The organism is Williamsia sp. 1135 (assembly GCF_002095395.1).
Classification (GTDB): domain Bacteria; phylum Actinomycetota; class Actinomycetes; order Mycobacteriales; family Mycobacteriaceae; genus Williamsia.
Genome location: NZ_MJEI01000080.1, coordinates 46,730 through 64,767 on the forward strand (window position 1 = coordinate 46,730; position 18,038 = coordinate 64,767).

General features: G+C 65.2%; 21 protein-coding genes. 14 read left to right on the forward strand and 7 right to left on the reverse strand.

What is annotated here, in order from left to right; all coding sequences use genetic code 11:
• Positions 1-19: 19 nt before the first annotated feature.
• Complete coding sequence (locus tag BFL43_RS08665; protein WP_084892154.1) at positions 20-418, reverse strand: VOC family protein; 399 nt, start codon at positions 416-418, stop codon at positions 20-22.
• A 188-nt stretch (positions 419-606) separates the two neighbouring features.
• Between BFL43_RS08665 and BFL43_RS08670 the strand changes: the two genes are divergently transcribed.
• From BFL43_RS08670 to BFL43_RS08725, 12 genes are all read left to right on the forward strand, one after another.
• Complete coding sequence (locus BFL43_RS08670) at positions 607-1,257, forward strand: maleylpyruvate isomerase family mycothiol-dependent enzyme (RefSeq protein WP_084892155.1); 651 nt, start codon at positions 607-609, stop codon at positions 1,255-1,257.
• A 40-nt stretch (positions 1,258-1,297) separates the two neighbouring features.
• Positions 1,298-2,395 carry a succinyl-diaminopimelate desuccinylase gene (gene dapE, locus BFL43_RS08675; RefSeq protein ID WP_084892186.1) on the forward strand — a complete coding sequence of 366 codons (1,098 nt, stop codon included), beginning with the start codon at positions 1,298-1,300 and terminating at the stop codon, positions 2,393-2,395.
• A gap of 10 nt (positions 2,396-2,405) precedes the next feature.
• Positions 2,406-3,161: a TIGR00730 family Rossman fold protein gene (locus tag BFL43_RS08680; protein WP_084892187.1), complete on the forward strand. Its 756-nt coding sequence runs from the start codon at positions 2,406-2,408 to the stop codon at positions 3,159-3,161.
• Positions 3,158-3,697 (forward strand): TIGR00730 family Rossman fold protein, encoded by a 540-nt coding sequence (locus BFL43_RS08685; protein ID WP_084892156.1) that lies wholly within the window; start codon positions 3,158-3,160, stop codon positions 3,695-3,697. The genes BFL43_RS08680 and BFL43_RS08685 overlap by 4 nt, the downstream gene beginning before the upstream one ends.
• Positions 3,698-3,799: 102 nt before the next feature.
• A complete protein-coding gene (locus tag BFL43_RS08690) occupies positions 3,800-5,578 on the forward strand; it encodes a long-chain-acyl-CoA synthetase (RefSeq protein WP_276206100.1) in 1,779 nt (592 codons plus the stop codon).
• Positions 5,579-5,591: 13 nt separating this feature from the next.
• Complete coding sequence (gene folP, locus BFL43_RS08695; RefSeq protein WP_143695194.1) at positions 5,592-6,491, forward strand: dihydropteroate synthase; 900 nt, start codon at positions 5,592-5,594, stop codon at positions 6,489-6,491.
• Positions 6,488-7,504 carry a glucosyl-3-phosphoglycerate synthase gene (locus BFL43_RS08700; RefSeq protein ID WP_143695195.1) on the forward strand — a complete coding sequence of 339 codons (1,017 nt, stop codon included), beginning with the start codon at positions 6,488-6,490 and terminating at the stop codon, positions 7,502-7,504. The genes folP and BFL43_RS08700 overlap by 4 nt, the downstream gene beginning before the upstream one ends.
• Positions 7,505-7,631: 127 nt before the next feature.
• Positions 7,632-8,504: an SDR family oxidoreductase gene (locus tag BFL43_RS08705; protein ID WP_084892159.1), complete on the forward strand. Its 873-nt coding sequence runs from the start codon at positions 7,632-7,634 to the stop codon at positions 8,502-8,504.
• Positions 8,501-9,250, forward strand: coding sequence for an acetoacetate decarboxylase family protein (locus tag BFL43_RS08710; protein WP_084892160.1), 750 nt, complete (start codon positions 8,501-8,503; stop codon positions 9,248-9,250). Before BFL43_RS08705 ends, BFL43_RS08710 begins: the two co-directional genes overlap by 4 nt.
• A 45-nt stretch (positions 9,251-9,295) precedes the next feature.
• On the forward strand, positions 9,296-9,616 hold the full coding sequence (locus BFL43_RS08715; protein ID WP_084892161.1) for a DivIVA domain-containing protein: 321 nt from the start codon (positions 9,296-9,298) through the stop codon (positions 9,614-9,616).
• Positions 9,617-9,749: 133 nt separating this feature from the next.
• Positions 9,750-9,923, forward strand: a complete 174-nt coding sequence (locus tag BFL43_RS08720; RefSeq protein WP_084835037.1) for a DUF3117 domain-containing protein — start codon at positions 9,750-9,752, stop codon at positions 9,921-9,923.
• 34 nt (positions 9,924-9,957) lie between these two features.
• The gene (locus BFL43_RS08725) at positions 9,958-10,794 is read left to right on the forward strand and encodes a putative RNA methyltransferase (RefSeq protein WP_084892162.1); all 837 of its coding nucleotides are present in this window, start codon (positions 9,958-9,960) and stop codon (positions 10,792-10,794) included.
• Here BFL43_RS08725 and glgA read toward each other — a convergent pair.
• Positions 10,767-11,939: a glycogen synthase gene (gene glgA, locus BFL43_RS08730; protein ID WP_143695196.1), complete on the reverse strand. Its 1,173-nt coding sequence runs from the start codon at positions 11,937-11,939 to the stop codon at positions 10,767-10,769. The genes BFL43_RS08725 and glgA overlap by 28 nt on opposite strands.
• Positions 11,940-12,092: 153 nt before the next feature.
• Here glgA and glgC point away from each other — a divergent pair, with 153 nt between their 5' ends.
• Positions 12,093-13,310, forward strand: a complete 1,218-nt coding sequence (gene glgC / locus BFL43_RS08735; protein ID WP_084835035.1) for a glucose-1-phosphate adenylyltransferase — start codon at positions 12,093-12,095, stop codon at positions 13,308-13,310.
• A 158-nt stretch (positions 13,311-13,468) separates the two neighbouring features.
• Here glgC and BFL43_RS28880 read toward each other — a convergent pair whose 3' ends face one another.
• The 4 genes from BFL43_RS28880 to cofD form a co-directional block, all read right to left on the reverse strand.
• A complete protein-coding gene (locus BFL43_RS28880) occupies positions 13,469-13,684 on the reverse strand; it encodes a hypothetical protein (protein ID WP_084892163.1) in 216 nt (71 codons plus the stop codon).
• Positions 13,685-13,765: 81 nt separating this feature from the next.
• Complete coding sequence (locus BFL43_RS08745) at positions 13,766-14,332, reverse strand: NUDIX domain-containing protein (RefSeq protein ID WP_084892164.1); 567 nt, start codon at positions 14,330-14,332, stop codon at positions 13,766-13,768.
• The gene (locus BFL43_RS08750) at positions 14,329-15,693 is read right to left on the reverse strand and encodes a coenzyme F420-0:L-glutamate ligase (RefSeq protein WP_084892165.1); all 1,365 of its coding nucleotides are present in this window, start codon (positions 15,691-15,693) and stop codon (positions 14,329-14,331) included. Before BFL43_RS08750 ends, BFL43_RS08745 begins: the two co-directional genes overlap by 4 nt.
• Positions 15,686-16,705 carry a 2-phospho-L-lactate transferase gene (cofD, locus tag BFL43_RS08755; protein WP_084892166.1) on the reverse strand — a complete coding sequence of 340 codons (1,020 nt, stop codon included), beginning with the start codon at positions 16,703-16,705 and terminating at the stop codon, positions 15,686-15,688. Before cofD ends, BFL43_RS08750 begins: the two co-directional genes overlap by 8 nt.
• 364 nt (positions 16,706-17,069) lie before the next feature.
• Between cofD and BFL43_RS08760 the strand changes: the two genes are divergently transcribed.
• Entirely contained in the window at positions 17,070-17,426 is a 357-nt protein-coding gene (locus BFL43_RS08760; RefSeq protein WP_084892167.1) for a WhiB family transcriptional regulator, read from the forward strand.
• Positions 17,427-17,491: 65 nt separating this feature from the next.
• On the opposite strand, the gene BFL43_RS08765 is transcribed toward BFL43_RS08760, so the two are convergent.
• A complete protein-coding gene (locus tag BFL43_RS08765) occupies positions 17,492-17,995 on the reverse strand; it encodes a metallopeptidase family protein (protein WP_084835030.1) in 504 nt (167 codons plus the stop codon).
• Positions 17,996-18,038 lie beyond the last annotated feature (43 nt).

An 18,038-nucleotide genomic window follows, 5' to 3' on the forward strand; every position in this document is an offset into this window, starting at 1 on the left:
AACAACCCATTTCGGGAGGTCAGGACAGAGCGGCGTAGAAGTCGACGGTGTTGCCGTTCGGATCGGTGACTGTGGCATACCGCTGGCCCCACACCGCATCGAACGGTGCGAGGTGTCCGGCGTGTCCGGCGGCAGTGAGCGCCTCGTAGCGGGCGTCGACCTCGGCGGGAACGGCACACTCGAACGCGAGCGAGATCCGCTGGCCACCCGTCGCGGGATGCCAGTCCGGATCGAAGGTCGCGACGCTCGCGGCGGTGTCGAGCAGGATCCGGAATCCCCCTGCGGCAACGGCTTCCGCATGCGGGGCGCCGGCATCCTCGGGAAACTCCAGACCGCAGGCGCGATAGAACGCCAGCGAGTCGGCCATGTCGTCGACGACGATCGACAGGGCATTGAGCGTGGGTGTCGTTGATGTCATGGTGTCGACGCTATCGGCGTGGTAGTCCCGGTGGCATGAACATTTCGGACAGTTCTGAAGTCTGGTGTGCCTGGGGGTTGCCCTGAGATCGTCCCCTTTCGGGTGGACGCCTGGCGATATGCCGGGCGACCCTTGAAATGGGGACGATCTCAGGGCGAGCCGCCGGCACCAACCTCAGAGGAGCATCCATGAGACCCAAGTCGAATGACGCGATCTTTGCCGAGATAGCCGAGGAACGGCGCATCTTGGCCGAGACCCTCGCGACGCTGACCACCAAACAGTGGGATACCCAGTCGCTGTGCGACGCCTGGACGATCCGTGATGTCGCGGCCCATCTCGTGATGCCCCTGGTGACGCCGCTCTGGAAGTTCGGATTGACGATGGCGCGATATCGCGGCGACTTCGATCGGGCCAATCAGCACATCACCCGGCGCACCCGCATCGAAGACGGCGACAATCTGCCCGAGCTGCTGGCCGCGAAGGCAAACAGTACATTCACCCCGCCGGGGAAGGGGCCGCTGGCTCCACTGACCGATATCCTTGTGCACGGACAAGACATTCGCCGGCCGCTGAACCTCGCCTACGTGATACCTGAGCACAGGCAGGTTGCTGTGCTGGACTTCCTCACCGGCTACTCCGGAGATATGCCCTTCTCGAAGCCGATCGACAGCGTGCGCTGGCAGGCGACAGACCTCGCCTGGAGCCAGGGCGACGGACCGGTGGTCGAGGGCCCGGCCGTATCTCTGATGCTGATCCTGACCGGGCGCGGTTGCGCATTGACGGACACCACGGGTCCGGGGACGGAAGTGCTTGCGCGCCAGATGTCTGGGCAAGGCTGACGACTGCGGTGCTTCGGACGCTACGGTGAACACCGTGAGCATTCCCGCATTGGACCTGCACGCCGACCCGATCGACCTGACGGCGGCGCTCGTCGACATCGCCAGTGAGAGCCACGACGAATCCCTCATCGCGGACGCCGTCGAAGCCGCGCTCCGCGAGCAGACCACCGGGTTCGAGGTCGTGCGCCACGGTAATCGGGTGTTGGCCCGCACCAACTTCGGGAAGGGCAGGCGGGTGATGCTCGCCGGGCACCTCGATACGGTGCCCATTGCCGACAACGTGCCGAGCCGCCGAGAGCGCGACAGTGCCGAGGGCGACGTGCTGCACGGTTGTGGCACGGTGGACATGAAATCCGGCGACGCGGTGTTCTTGCACCTGGCTGCCACGCTCGTCGACCCCGTGTGCGATCTGACGTTGATCTTCTACGACTGTGAGGAGATCGCCGCCCGGTACAACGGTCTGGGCTTCATCGAGCGGGAGCTCCCGGAGTGGTTGCGCGCGGACGTCGCGATCCTCGGAGAACCGACCGCAGGCCAGATCGAGGCCGGCTGCCAGGGGACGCTGCGGGCGAGGCTCACCGCGTCTGGGGTGCGGTCACACTCGGCCCGGTCCTGGAAGGGAGACAATGCGATCCACAAGCTCGGATCGGTGTTGCAGACCTTGGCCGACTACAGCCCACGGCGCGTCGACATCGACGGCTGCGAATACCGCGAGGGACTCTCGGCGGTGCGCATCGAGGGTGGCGTGGCCGGAAACGTCGTGCCCGACGCCGCGAGCGTCGACGTGAACTTCCGGTTCGCCCCGGATCGCTCCGTCGAGCAGGCCACCGAGCACGTCCGCGAGGTGTTCGCCGCCGCAATCGATTCGGGAGCGGTCACCTTCGAGATCACCGACGCGGCGGGCGGGGCGCTGCCCGGATTGTCCGACCCGGCGGCAGCCGCGCTCGTCGCCGCAGCCGGTGGCAAGTTCCGGGCGAAGTTCGGCTGGACCGATGTCTCCCGGTTCTCGGCCCTCGGTATCCCAGCGGTCAATCTCGGCCCGGGCGACCCCAACCTCGCGCACAAACGCGATGAGCGGGTACCCACCGCGCAGATCACCGAGGTGACCGACATCCTGCGGCGTTATCTGCTGAGCTAGCGTCGTGGCCATGCCCCAACCCGACCGCGACACCAGACTCAGCTACCGCGGCGCTGCCCGGATCCGCGAAGACCAGACCACGCCGACGCAGACCACCGACCAGCGGCTGCTGCGGTCGGCTGACTCCGACCGCGACCCCTGGCGCGTGCTGCGGATCCAGTCCGAGTTCGTCGAGGGCTTCGACAACCTGGCCACGGTCTCCGGCGCGGTGACCGTCTTCGGGTCGGCGCGCATCGCCCCGGACACCCCCTACTACGACCTCGGCCGGGACCTCGGCGGCGCGCTCGCCGGCGCCGGGTATCCGGTGATGACCGGCGGCGGTCCGGGACTGATGGAGGCGGTCAACCGCGGAGCTTGCGAGGCGGGCGGCTACTCCATCGGTTTGGGCATCGAGTTGCCGTTCGAGCAGAACTTGAACCAGTGGGTCGATCTCGGGATCAATTTCCGATACTTCTTCGTCCGCAAGACGATGTTCGTGAAGTACGCGCAGGCCTTCGTCTGCCTCCCGGGAGGATTCGGCACCCTCGACGAATTGTTCGAGGCATTGACGCTGGTGCAGACCCGAAAGGTCACCCAGTTCCCGATCGTCCTGCTCGGCACGGAATTCTGGGGTCCCCTGCTGGACTGGGTGCGCGGCACTCTCGTCGAGCAGGGCTTCGTCTCACCCGCCGACGTCGAGCTGCTGCAGGTGACCGATTCGGTCGCCGACGCGGTCGCGATCATCGGTGAGTCGCGCCAGCGTCAGGGCGGAGAGGACCGGCGATGAGCGCCATCTGTGTCTATTGCGCCTCTGGCCCCGTCGCCGACCGCCACCTGTCGCTGGCCACCGAACTCGGCACCGCGATCGGGGCCGCGGGCCACTCCCTGGTTTCCGGTGGGGGAAACGTCTCGATGATGGGCGCCATCGCGGTCGCGACCAGGAAGGCCGGTGGGCAGACGGTCGGAATCATCCCAAAAGCATTGGTACACAGGGAAGTCGCCGACGTAGATGCGGACGAGTTGGTGGTCACCGACACCATGCGGGAACGCAAACAGCAGATGGATGACCGCGCGGACGCCTTCATCACCCTTCCCGGAGGGATCGGCACCCTGGAAGAACTGTTTGAGACGTGGACGGCCGGGTATCTGGGCATGCATGACAAACCGGTGGTGCTGCTCGACCCGGACGGGCACTACGAGCCACTGCTGCAGTGGCTGGACACTCTTGCAGAAACCGGATTCGTGTCGCGATCGGCGCTCGACCGGTTGCTGGTGACGCGCACGGTGCCCGATGCACTGGCAGGGTGCGGTATTTATCTGTGAATGTCGGTAACCTCTTCAACGCGACCGCGACGGGGCGAGGTTGACCGGGGCGGAGTTCGACTAAATTCAACCGTGGCACAACTCACAAGCATCGGAGCTTACGTGGCGAACGAAACCCGGAACAGTGTTGGACTACTCGACGTCGCCAAAGGCGCCCTGGGCATGGTTCCCGACCTTCCGGGGGTCATTCGGCACGCGCCCGGACTGATCCTGCGTCGCCCGAAAGCAGAGGCGACGATCGGCTCGGTCTTCGACGGACTCGTCGCCAAGCACCCCGAACGTCCGTTCATCCGCTTCGAGGGCAAGTCCATCACCTATGGCGAGGCCAATCGGCAGATCAATCGTTACGCCGCGTTCTTCGGCAAGAACGGGGTCGGCGTCGGTGACGTCGTCGGAGTGCTCGCCAAGAACAAACCACAGACGCTGCTCGTCATGCTCGCCGCAGTCAAGCTCGGCGCGATCGCGGGAATGCTCAATTACAACCAGCGCGGCCACGTGCTGAGCCACAGCCTCGGCATTCTCGACGCAACCGTGCTCGTGGTGGACCCGGATGCCAAGGAAGCTCTCGACTCCATCGACAGGACCGAAGCCCCCGACGTCACGGTCGATTTCGCAGAGCTCGACGACGCGTCCGAGGGCCTCAGTGACGAGAACCCGTCCGTCACCGCCGGTCTTCCGGCGTCCACCAAGGCGTTCTACATCTTCACCTCCGGTACCACCGGGATGCCCAAAGCCAGCATCATGTCCCACTACCGGTGGATGACGAGCATGGACGGCATCGGCGGTATGGGTGTTCGGTTGCGGCACAGCGACACCATGTATTCCGCCCTGCCGCTCTACCACAACAATGCACTGACGGTCGCGCTGTCGTCGGTGCTCGCCTCGGGGGCGTGCCTGGCCATTGGCAAGTCGTTCTCGGCCTCGAAGTTCTGGGACGACATCATCCTCAACCGGGCCACCGCGTTCTGTTACATCGGGGAGTTGTGCCGGTACCTCATGGCGCAACCGGAGAAATCCACCGACCGCAGCCACGGTGTGAACATCATCGTCGGCAACGGCATGCGGTCGGAGATCTGGGACGACTTCACCAAGCGTTTCGGCATCGAGCGGGTGGTCGAGTTCTACGGGGCCTCCGAACTGAACCTGGCCTTCATCAACGTCTTCAACCTCACCAAGACGGCGGGGTTCTGTCCGCTTCCGTTCAAGATCGTCGAATACGACGCCGAAACCGGTGAACCCGAGCGCAATGCACAGGGCAAATTGACGACAGTACCGAAAGGTGGCTGCGGACTGCTGATCTCAGAGATCTCCGATCGCGTCCCGTTCGACGGCTACACCGACGAAGAGGCCTCGAACAAGAAGATCATCAAGGACGCGTTCAAGTCCGGGGACCGCTGGTTCAACTCGGGTGATCTGGTCCGGGATCTGGGGATGCACCACATCGCGTTCGTCGATCGACTCGGGGATACGTTTCGATGGAAGGGCGAGAATGTCGCCACCACGGAGGTGGAGGCCGAACTCGGCGGCGTCGACGCGATCGATCACTGCGTCGTCTACGGCGTCGAGGTGCCCGATACCGACGGCAAGGCCGGAATGGCTGCGGTGACCCTTCGCGACGGCCAGGAACTGGACCCGAAAGCGCTCGGCAAGCATCTCTACGACTCCCTTCCGGCATACGCGGTGCCGCTGTTCGTCCGGGTGGTGTCCGAGCTCGAACAGACCTCGACGTTCAAGAACCGCAAGGTCGAGTTGCGCGAGGAGGGTTTCGGCGACGTCGGAGACGACAAGCTCTACGTTCTCAAGGGCAGCGCCGACGGATATGTCGAGTTCTACGACGACTATCCACAGGATGTCGCCGCGGCGAAGGTCCCCCGCGGATAGGGGCCCGGCTCACATGACGCTGCCCCAGCGCAGCCCGGCCGGACCGTCCGTCTCCGCGACCCTGTGTGGCCGTCCCGTCGCCACCGACCGTGCTCTCGTCATGGCCATCGTCAACCGCACCCCGGACTCCTTTTACGATCGCGGATCGAGCTTCACCGACGACGCGGCGAAGTCGCGGGTGGACCAGGTGGTGGCCGAAGGCGCGGATATCGTCGACATCGGTGGGGTGAAGGCCGGGCCGGGTGCGGACGTCGACGCCGCCGAGGAGACGCGCCGCGTACTGCCGATGATCGAGTGGATCCGGGCCAGGCATCCCGATCTGATCATCAGCATCGACACCTGGCGCGCCGAGGTGGCCCGCGCGACGGTCGCGGCCGGCGCCGACCTGATCAACGACACCTGGTCGGGTGCCGATCCCGGGTTGGTGGCCGTGGCCGCCGAGATGTCGGCGGGAATCGTCTGCTCGCACACCGGTGGGGCCGTCCCGCGCACCCGGCCGCACCGGGTGCGGTATCCGGACGTTGTTGCGGATGTGCACAGCGAACTCACCCGTGCTGCCGATCATGCGTTGGCCAGTGGCGTGAAACAGGATTCGATCGTGATCGATCCCACCCACGATTTCGGGAAGAACACTCATCACGGGCTTGCTTTGTTACGCCACGTGAACGTTCTGGTTAATAGCGGTTGGCCAGTGCTGATGGCGCTCAGCAACAAGGATTTTGTAGGGGAGACTCTGGGTGTAGGCCTGGAAGATCGGCTGGAGGGGACTCTCGCCGCGACCGCACTTGCCGCCTCCGCCGGGGCTCGCGTGTTTCGCGTACACGAGGTTGCCGCCACTCGAAGGGTGGTCGATATGGTTGCCGCAGTGAACGGAACCAGACCACCCACCCGAACAGTAAGGGGTTTGGCATGACCGCTGGGAAGCAAGTCACTGGAAAGTCCGACCGTGTCTGGACGCCGATTGCGTCCGCACCCGAGAAATCGCCCCAATCCATGTGGGCGGCCGATCACAGTTGGGATCGCCCCGACTGGACCGTCGACGAGCTCGTCGCGGCGAAGAACGGCCGCACCGTCTCGGTGGTGTTGCCCGCACTCAACGAAGAAGAGACCGTGGCCGACGTCATCGCGTCGATCCGCCCGCTCCTCGGCACCCTCGTCGACGAGCTGATCGTGCTCGACTCGGGCTCCACCGATGCCACCGCCGAACGGGCCATCGCGGCGGGCGCTCAGGTCATCACCCGCGAGGAAGCCGTTCCCGAGGTGGAGCCCGTGCGCGGTAAGGGCGAGGTGCTCTGGCGCTCGCTCGCTGCCACCACCGGCGACCTGATCGCGTTCGTCGACTCCGACCTGATCGATCCGGATCCGATGTTCGTGCCCAAACTTCTCGGCCCGCTTCTCCTCAACGAGGAGATCCAGCTGGTGAAGGGCTTCTATCGACGGCCGCTCCGCACCGGGCAGGTCGAGGATGCCAACGGGGGAGGCCGGGTCACCGAGCTCGTCGCCCGTCCGCTGCTGGCGTCGTTCAAGCCCGAACTCACCGCGGTGCTCCAGCCGCTGGGGGGCGAATACGCGGGAACGCGCGAGTTGCTGTGCGCGGTGCCGTTCGCTCCCGGGTACGGGGTGGAGATCGGCCTGCTGGTCGACACGTACGACCGCTACGGCATGTCCGGTATCGGCCAGGTCAACCTGGGGGTGCGTACACACCGCAACCGCCCCCTGGTGGAGCTCGGCGTGATGAGCAGGCAGATCGTCGGAACCCTGATGGGCAGGTGCGGCATCGAGGACTCGGGCGTCGGACTGACCCAGTTCAAGATCCAGCCGGACGGCACCTTCTCCCCGAAGACCACCGATGTCTACCTCACCGATCGGCCGGCGATGAACACCCTGCGGCCCACGGTCGCAGAGCGCAGCCGCCGCGCCTCCTAGCTTCACACGATCCACTTCTACAAAGACGAGCCGCCGATAGGCGGCTCGTCTTCGTATATCCGGCTCGCCCAGGTGGCCGGCACGCTATCGTAGAAACTAGAACATGTTCTAGCTACGGGAGTTGTCAATGTCGGGTTCGATGTCGGGGAAATCAGTTCTGGTCACCGGAGGTGGCAGCGGAATCGGCGAGGGGATCGCGGCGCTGCTCGCCGAACGTGGTGCTCAGGTCACCATCCTGGGGCGCAATGCCGAGCGACGGGGTGCGGTCGCCGAAAAGCTCAACGCCGCAGCCGGCGGGTCGTCGGTGCTGGCGCATGCCGCCGACATCACCGACGAAGACCAGGTTGCGAACGCGGTCGCGGTGGCCACCGCGCGTACCGGCCGGCTCGACGGCATCGTCGCCTGTGCGGGCGGCAGTGAAACGATCGGACCGATCACCCAGATGGACACCGAGGCCTGGAAGCGGACCTTGGACCTCAATCTCAACGGCACCATGTTCACGATCAAACACGGTGCGCGAGAGCTCGTTCGCGGTGGCTGCGGCGCGATCGTCGCCATCTCGTCCATCGCGGCCAGCAACACCCACCGGTGGTTCGGCGCTTACGGCGTCACGAAATCCGGGGTCGACCATCTGGTGGCACTGGCCGCAGATGAGCTGGGCGCGAGCAATGTTCGTGTCAATGGCATCCGACCGGGGCTGACCCGCACCGAACTCGTCGGGATGATCACCCAGGATCCCGCGCTGAGCGAGGACTACCGGGTCAGCACACCGCTGCAAAGAGTCGGAGAGGTCGAGGACATCGCGGGCCTGGCGCTGTTCCTGCTCGGCGAGGAGTCCACCTGGATCACCGGACAGGTGATCAACGTCGACGGTGGTCAGATGCTGCGTCGCGGACCGGATTTCAGTTCGATGCTCGAGCCGCTGTTCGGTGCGGAAGGACTGCGCGGTGTGGTGGCCGTGCCGGACGGACAGGTCTCGGATGAGGTGGCGGCATCATGACCGCCCACGACGTGCTGGGCACGGCGATCGAGATGCCGGTCCGAATCCGGCAGGCAAGTTGCTTTGTGGCCGGGTTCACGGCATCGGCGGGCGCTGTCCAGTCCGCCATCGCCGACACCGGACTGGAGGTCCTGCGCATCAGGCCGGGCCGGGCGATGTGCATGCTCGTCTTCGTCGACTACGTGGACGGAGATCTGGGCCCGTACAACGAGTTCGGGGTCTGCGTACTGGTCGCCGACCGCGAGCAGCCCGGACAGTCGATGCTGCGCAACCTGAAGGACCTCGCCGGCGGACAGGCCAGGGCCCTGGTGCACCGGCTGCCGGTCGACGGTGAGTTCACGCTCGCGGCAGGGCGCGGGATCTGGGGTTTTCCCAAGACGCTCGCCGACTTCGACGTCGATCACCAGAGCCGGACCAAACGTGGTGTCGTCAGCGAGGGCGGTCAGATGATCGCGGCGCTGACCGTGCGGCCGGGTTTCAAGGTGCCCGATTCGCCCGCCTCGGCGGTCCTGCGGGCGTATTCGCACCTCGACGGGGTCACCCGCGAGACGCCATGGGTGCTGAACAACACGGCAGACACGCGCACCCGACTCGGCGGTGCGCAGCTGCAATTGGGCTCGCATCCCATCGCCGATGAGCTGCGGCGGTTCGGACTCTCGCGCCGCGCACTGATGACGTCCTCCGTGGGCAAGATCGAGATGACCTTCGAGGACGCCGAGGTTGTCAGTGGGTCAGACCGGTCGTGAAAAGGAGCTGAGGCGGGCATCCGCCCACCGTGGGATAGTGGACAAGTGCTGACACTACTTCTGTACCTGGTGATCATGGTGGCGGTGATCGGGGTCGTGTTTGCGGTGGTCTGGCGGGTTTTCGGACGTTCCGAAGATCTGCCACCGCTGGAAAAGGGGACGACGCTGACGCGGCTGCCACGGGCGGGCATCACCGGCGACGACGTTCGGGGACTTCGATTTGCACAGGTGACCCGGGGTTACAAGGCCGGCGAGGTGGACTGGGCGCTGGAGAAGTTGGCACGTGAGATCGACGAATTACGGAACGCCCTGCACGACCTGCAGGCGCGGGACGAGATCGAAAGCCCAGCGCAAGGGGCAGAATAACCTGGGCCGGGTCCGTAGTATGGAATCCGAATCAAAGCAATGCGAACCGCGCGGTGTCCAACGATTGATGGCACCAACCTAATAAGATCAGACTTCGACGCCGACTGCGGCAGCGAATCTGAAGGGAGCAGAGATGGCGGCGATGAAGCCACGGACCGGGGACGGTCCCCTTGAAGCAGCCAAGGAAGGGCGAGGAATCGTCGTGCGCATACCTATCGAGGGCGGCGGCCGACTGGTAGTCGAGCTGACGGCCGATGAGGCAGCTGCACTGGGTGAGGAATTGCGTGGGGTGACCACCGCCTCGTAGCGGAGTCAGATCAACCAGAAGGAGACGATCGACCGTGCTTTCCGCAGTGGTCGATCTGTTGTGTTGTCCGGTGTGCCGGGCCCCGTTCGAGTGTGCTGATCGCACGCTCTGGTGTGGCCAGGGGCATAGCTTCGACCTGGCCAGGCAGGGGTATGTCACCCTGTTGGGCGGCGCCGGCAACAGTTTTCGCTCGGATACCACCGAAATGCTCGCCGCCCGAACGCGTTTCCTCGATGGCGGCTTCTTCGATCCCATCATGCGCGCGGTCAGCGGAGAGTGTCCGGACGACTCGACCATCCTCGACATCGGTGCCGGCACCGGGCATTACCTCGCTGCCGCAGTGCGCCATTGCGGCGGGCGCGGGGTGGGCGTGGACCTTTCCAAACTCGCCGCCAGGCAGATCAGCCGACTCGAAGGCCGGATCGGTGCGGTTGTCGCCGACGGTTGGCAGCCATTCCCGATCGCCGACGGCGTGATCGATGTTGCGTTGTCGATCTTCTCGCCGCGCAACGTGGCCGAGTTCGCCCGTGTGCTCGCGCCCGGCGGGCGACTGATCGTGGTGTCGCCCACGCCGCGGCACCTGACCGAGGTCGTAGGTGCCGTCTCGATGATCGGGGTGGACAAGGACAAGTCGGTGCGGATCGGCAACAGTATGGCCGGTTACTTCACCCGTACCGAAAGATCGTTATTGGAGTACCCGATCACGTTGTCCCACAACCAGGTTGTCGACGTGGTACTGATGGGCCCGTCAGCATTCCACCTGACCGAACAAGATGTGACCTCACGATTGACCGGCCACACCGACCCGATGACGGTCACGGTATCTGTGACTGCCGCGGTGTATCAGGCTGAGTCGGTGACCGACTCGTAGATCTTCATGGTCTGTTCGGCGATCGAATCCCATGAGAACTCGGCGATTGCACGTTCTCGCCCGGCGACGCCCATGGCGGTGGCCAGGGTGGGGTCGGCGATGACCCGGTTGACCGCCGCCGCGAGGTCGTGTTCGAAGTCGTCTGTTTTGCCTTCGTCGTAGTGCACAAGCAGCCCGGTGACCTCGTCGCGGACCACCTCGGGTATGCCGCCCACGTCCGAGGCGACCACCGCCGTGCCGCAGGCCATCGCCTCGAGATTGACGATGCCGAGTGGTTCGTAGATCGACGGACAGACGAAAACGTCTGCTGCCGAGAGTATTTCGCGGATCTTTTCGAGAGGGAGCATCTCGCGTACCCAGAAGACACCGTTGCGGGCATTCGAGAGTCTGTCGACCGCTTCAGCGATCTCGGCCCCGATCTCGGGGGTGTCCGGGGCCCCGGCGCACAGGACGAGCTGTAGATCGGGATCCATGTGATGGGCCGCGGCGACGAGGTGGCGAACACCCTTCTGTCGGGTGATCCGGCCGACGAACACCGCGATCGGCCGATCAGGGTCGACACCGATCTCACGCAACACCGACGTTGCCTCGTCGGGCGCGTTGGAGGGCCGCCACTTCACGGTGTCGATGCCGTTGCGAACCACATGGACCTTGTCGGGGTCCAGGCGGGGGTAGGCGTCGCAGACGTCGATCCGCATGCCCGAGCTGACGGCGATCACCGCGTCGGCGTACTCGACGACGTTCTTCTCCACCCAGCTCGACACCCGATATCCGCCGCCGAGCTGCTCGGCCTTCCACGGCCTGCGGGGCTCGAGTGAATGTGCGGTCAAGACATGGGGAATGCCGTGCAGCTGTCCGGCGAGATGGCCGGCCAGCCCGGTGTACCAGGTGTGTGAATGAGCCACCTGGGCACCTTCGGCCGCAACCGCCATCCGCAGATCCGACGACAGGGTCGTGATCGCGGGATTGGCGCCGACGAGTTCCGGGTCCACCCCATAGACGTGTGCGTCCTCGCGGGGAGCGCCCATGCAGTGCACGTCGACCGTGGCGAGCTGACGCAGGTGAGCGACCAATTCGGTGACGTGTACGCCGGCTCCGCCGTACACCTCTGGCGGATATTCCCTGGTCATCATTGCCACGCGCATACTCCAAACGCTAATGGTCCGGTGGCTTCGGCGCCAAGTGCGCGGGAAAATTGCCTCGACACAATGTCGGAGAATTGTTCCGACGTGGCAAGCGATTTCGATGGATCGGCCGGTCCTATGGCCGCGGCGTCGGATGCCGGATAGGTTTAAGGGGTGATTTCACAGCGCCACGTGCTCGGGATAGTCCTCGCCGGCGGCGAGGGAAAACGACTCTTTCCCTTGACGATGGACCGTGCCAAACCTGCGGTTCCGTTCGGTGGTGGATACCGACTGATCGACTTCGTACTGAGCAACCTGGTCAACGCCGGTTACTCGCGTCTGTGTGTGCTCACCCAGTACAAGTCGCACTCACTCGACAGGCACATCTCGCAGACATGGCGGCCGTCCGGTTTCAACGGCGAGTACATCACCCCCGTCCCCGCGCAGCAGCGACTGGGCCCGCGCTGGTACACCGGTAGCGCCGACGCGATCTTCCAATCGTTGAACCTCGTCTACGACGAAGAGCCCGAATACATCGTCGTCTTCGGCGCAGACCACGTCTACCGGATGGATCCGGAGCAGATGGTCGAGGCGCACATCGCCTCCGGTGCCGAATGCACGGTCGCGGGTATCCGGGTTCCACGGGAGGAGGCCACCGCCTTCGGCTGCATCGACTCCGACGACAGTGGCCGCATCACCCAGTTCCTCGAGAAGCCCGCCGATCCGCCGGGCACCCCGGACGACCCGAACGCGACGTTCGCATCGATGGGCAACTACGTGTTCACCGCAGACGCTCTGGTGGCCGCGATCAAGGCAGACGCCGACAACCCCGACTCCGACCACGACATGGGCGGCGACATCATCCCGGCGTTCGTCGAGCGCAATCAGGCGTTCGTCTACGACTTCAAGGACAACCAGGTCCCCGGCGCCACCGACCGTGACCGCGGGTACTGGCGGGACGTCGGAACCCTCGACGCCTTCTACGACGCCCACATGGACCTGGTGTCGGTGCACCCGATCTTCAACCTCTACAACCGCCGCTGGCCGATCCACGGGTCCGCGGACTACCTGGTGGCGCCGGCGAAGTTCGTCAAGGGTGGACTCGCACAGGAGTCCATGGTCGGCTCCGGGAGCATCGTCTCCGCAGCAACCGTCCGCAACTCCGTGCTCTCCTCGAACGTGATGATCGAAGAAGGCGCCACCGTCGAGGGCAGCGTCCTGATGCCCGGCGTCCGGATCGGCAAGGGCGCCGTGGTGCGCAAAGCGATCCTCGACAAGAACGTCGTGATCTCACCCGGTCAGATCATCGGTGTCGACGAGGAACGCGACCGCGAGCGGTTTGCCATCAGCAGTGGCGGCGTCGTTGCCATCGGTAAGGGTGTGAGGGTCTAGCGGGTCCTCGATCCGTTCAGGAACTTGCACCGCCCGTGTGCGGCCCGCGTGCTCTGGACACGCTCAGGTTTGTCAGTCGTCTCACCAGCTGTGTTTTCTCGCTCCGCTTCGCTGCGCGGGGCGTGTGGCCCTTTATCGCGTGCTCTTCCTCAGTCGACTCAGTCGCTGCGCTCCCTCGCTCCCTCGTCCAGAGCACGCGGGCCGCACGCGGGCGGGGCGAGTTCGCTCTGCTCACCGCCCCTAGGTGGCCTTCCGTCGAGCGGGCCGATACTGCCGTCGAGCGTGCCCTTCTGACCGCCGAGCGGGCCGATATCGCCGTCGAGCGTGCCCTTCTGACCGCCGAGCGTGCCAAAGATGCTGCCCAGCGTGCCCAAACAGCCGCCGAGCGTGCCCTTCTGACCGCCGAGCGTGCCGATATCGCCGTCGATCGGGCCGCAGTCTCGCGTCGGTGAGAGTCAGGCGAGTGCGAGGGCCGCGGCGATGAGGTCGGGAATTGCCGGCAACTCGGTGTTCTCGGGGAGTGCGTCGATCGGCCACCAGGCCAGATCGACCGACTCTTCACTGCGGACGAAATCGGGCAGGGCACCATCGGGGCCGTCCACCGCCACGGCGACGAACCGTAGATCGAGGTGGCGCGTCGGTACACCCAGTGAGCAGGTGATGGGATGCGTGTGAACCTGCACCAGTTGCGGTTCGGCGACCAGGTCGGCGATCCCGGATTCCTCCTGCGCCTCGCGGGTGGCCGCCGCGACGATGGTGGTGTCGGATTCCTCGCAGTGGCCGCCGAGCTGAATCCACTTGCCCACCCGAGGATGCAAAGTCAGCAGCACATGGGTCCGAGCCGTGTTCAGCACAATGGTCGACGCCGTGATGTGTCCGGCCTCGCACGCCCGGAGACATCCGAGGGGTGCCGCTGCGAGGAATGCCAACACTGTGTGTCGCAGCGAGTCCTGGTGTGGGTCCGAGGTTCTCCAGGTGGTGAGGAGTTCCGTGGCGGACTGATGCAGCGATTCTGCGCTCACAGCTCGACCACCAGGTTCTCGATCTCGGCCGGCGGCCGTGGCCCGTCGTCGGGGAAATCGGGATACCCGACGGCGATCGCGCCCAGAGGCTCCCAGTCCGCGGGTAGTTCCAATTCGCTGCGGACCAGGTCCGGCGTGAAGATCGTCGAACCGACCCAGCAACTACCCACCGAACGTACTGCCAGCGAGACCAGCAATCCCTGGACCGCTGCACCGGCGGCGACGGTGAACATCGTGTGCTCGGCGGTGTTGCGGACGGTGTCCGGATAGTCGTGTCGGCCGTCGGAGGTCAGAACCGGGATGACCACCTCAGGTGCGTCGTAGAGCAATTGCCCTCTGGCCACGCGTTTGTCGATCGACTCGGCCGCCTTCTCGTCGGCGGTCAGATCGGCACGCCAGCGCGCCGACATCGCGTCGAGCAGTCGCACGCGGCGATCGCGGTCACGCAGCCAGATGAACCGCACCGGATGGCTGTGATGTGGAGCAGGTGCGGTCAGCGCCTCGGCAAAGGCTTCGTTCATGACATCGGCCGGCACCCGGGCCCTTGCGTAACGACGGACCGATCTGCGCATCAGCTGGGCTTGTCTGCGACCGAGGTCGATGGCCTCGGTCGTTCCGAGCCAGAACAGATCCTCAGCTCCCGGACGAACCAGATCTTTTGCCGTGGTGCCGTTTTCACGGGGACGCAGACCGCGCACCACGGCGACCGGAATCTCTCCGAGCTTGCCCTTGACCAGGTCGGCGGCGGCGGCGAGCTCATCGACGACCGCAATGTCGGTCACGATGAGCGCGTTGCCGTACTCGTCGACCGATCCCTCATACGGGTGCGTGACGGCGATGCCCGAGGCCCCGATCGTCTGGTCGGTCTGTCCGATGCGCCAGGCCCGTCCCATCGTGTCGGTGATCAACACGGCCACCTCAACCGAGAGGAGCTCTCGCAGCGCTGAGCGCAACGCTGCGGCGCTCGCGTCGGGATCGACGGGCAGCAGTGCCAATTCGTCCCCGTCGACGTTGGAGCCGTCGACCCCGGAGGCGGCTTGCACGATGCCGAGCCGATTCTCCGTGATCAGGGTCCGGCCTTTGCGGGCCACCACGCGGACTGCCTCGGAGTCGACGAGTGCGCGCCGGGCGGCATCGCGGGCGTCGGGGTCGGTCGGCGCAGGCACCATCCGGCCTTCGACCTTGGAGATGATCTTGCTCGTCACCACCAGGATGTCGTCGTCACGCAGCCAGTTGGCCGCAGATGCCAACGCACCGGCGAGGTCGTCGCCCTTACGAAAACGGGGCAGGCCCGTGATGGGGAGGATCTCCAGGGCGCCGGGAGCTGCGTGGTCCCCGAGGTCTGCGGTGTTCTCACTCATAGGACACACCGACGAGATCGCAGGCCGCGCGGACCATCTGGGCGGTGGTGGTCGGATCGGTCATCAGCAGTGGTACCGACTGCACCGCGACACCGGGCACGTCGGCGGTGTCGCCGGGGGCGATGAGCCAGCCGTCGAGCACCCCGTTCTCCGAACGGGCGCCGTAGTGCCGCCCGACGGCTTCCGCCGTGGTCTCGACACCGATGACCGACAGACATTCATCGGCCATGCCGCGCAGTGGACGATTGTCGATGATGGGGGAGATGCCGACCACGGGCGCGCTCGTGGTCCGCAACGCGCCGCGCACACCGGGAACCGACAGGATCGCACCCACGCTGACAACAGGGTTCGACGGCGCCATCAAGATGATGTCGGCGTCGGCGATCGCCTCGAGCACGCCCGGGGCGGCCTTCGCGTCGTCGGAACCCACCTGCGCGAAACCGTCGGTCGGTATCTGTGCGCGGTAGCGAACCCACCACTCCTGAAAATGGATGGCCACCTTTTCTTCGGCCGCGGAGTCGCCGCTGCCCGGCCGGGTTACGACCACGTGGGTCTCGTGGCGGTCGTCGGTGGCCGGCAGCAGCCGCACACCCGGGTCCCACCGCTTGCACAGCGCGGCGGTGATGTCGCTGAGGCGGTATCCCGCGTCGAGCATCTGGGTCCGGATGAGGTGGGTGGCCAGATCACGGTCGCCCAGGCCGAACCAGTCGGGGTCAGCGCCGTAGGCGGCCAATTCTTCTTTGGCGTGCCAGGTTTCCGCCCGCCGGCCCCAACCCCGCTCGGGGTCGATGCCGTCGCCGAGCGTGTACATGCAGGTGTCGAGGTCAGGACAGATCCTCACCCCGTGCATCCACGCGTCGTCTCCGACGTTGACGATCGCCGTCACCTCATGCGGGGACGGCGAACGTCCGGACGCGAGCACCTCTGGGAACGCGGTGGGTCCCAGAAGCGTGCGTACCCCTTGCAAAAACCGGGCGCCACCGACGCCACCGACGAGAACCGTCACCTTCACAGGGAACCAGGGTAGGCGGTCTTCCGAAGTGCCTCGCACCGAGCCGACTACACGTAACGTTGGGGACAGGGGTGTCGGGAGTACGACCGGAGTTCGGGGTGTGTTCGAACTGTTCGATACTCTTGGGTGCACTTTTCAGTGGCGATTTCTGCATCAACCCCGTGTCGAGACTCAGGAATCGGCAGTGGGGGTGATAAAGCAATTTCCCGCTGAGCTTGACCTGGACACCTGAAACCGTGTCTAATCACATCAGTGTCATTCCAAGTTTTGACAGCGAGAATTGTTGCAGGACTTGGTGATCGATCACTTGTTCGAATCAGATTGACCAACTGCACAATTCGAAGTGAGATGAGGAGGCGGGACGATGGCTCTTGAACACGTGGCTACCAACAGCCTTGAACCGCAAGTCGATTCGCAATCGAACGCAACCGAAGACCAACTAGATGATCGTCCTCGCCTGAGCCTGGTACCCTCCGCATTCGACGATATGTTCGAAGACATCGAAGACCAGTGGCAGGACCGTGCGCTGTGCGCACAGACCGACCCGGAGGCGTTCTTCCCCGAAAAGGGTGGATCGACGCGGGAAGCAAAGCGCATCTGCCAGGGCTGTGAGGTGCGTTCGGAATGCCTCGAGTATGCCCTGCACAAGGACGAGCGGTTCGGTATCTGGGGCGGGTTGTCCGAACGCGAGCGCCGGCGTATCAAGCGTGGCATCGTTTGATCTTCGAAGACTGATCTTGTTGTACCGCAACAACTCTTGAGTGTGCGGCAGTTATCTCGTCGGCGTCATTGCGGCGGGTCGATGGTGTCCTCGTCGACACCGAGGTGTGCTGCCACCTGCTGCACCAGCACCTCGTGAATCAGATCCAGCAGATCCGCGCCCTTCGTTGCGCGACTCTCCAGCGGCCTGCGAAACAGCAGAATCCGTGCCTTCGTGGCCCTGCCTGCGGAGTCCATACCGGACGGGATAAGCCTGGCAAGGGGGATGGGGCCATCCGCGGTGACCTCCGCGGGCCACTGAACCGTGTCGGGGTCCCTCGGCAACATCCGCGGCACGTCGTCGACGGCGAGGTCCAACCCGGTCAATCGACTGTGCCACCGAGCATCGATCTCGGCGAAAGCCTCGAGAACCATCGCGTCAAAGCTCTGGGCCCGACTCGTCCAGGCGGGCACGTGGGGCGGGAGCAGGGTCGACCGCAACCCGCGGCCACGACGATCCCTGACCCGCGGAACACCGCGACCACTACGGCGACGCCGCGGGCGGGCCTGTGGAGGTCGAATGTGAGCCATAGGGCGCAAGTCTAAGCAGTCGGCTGCGGTGTGTCCTGCTTCG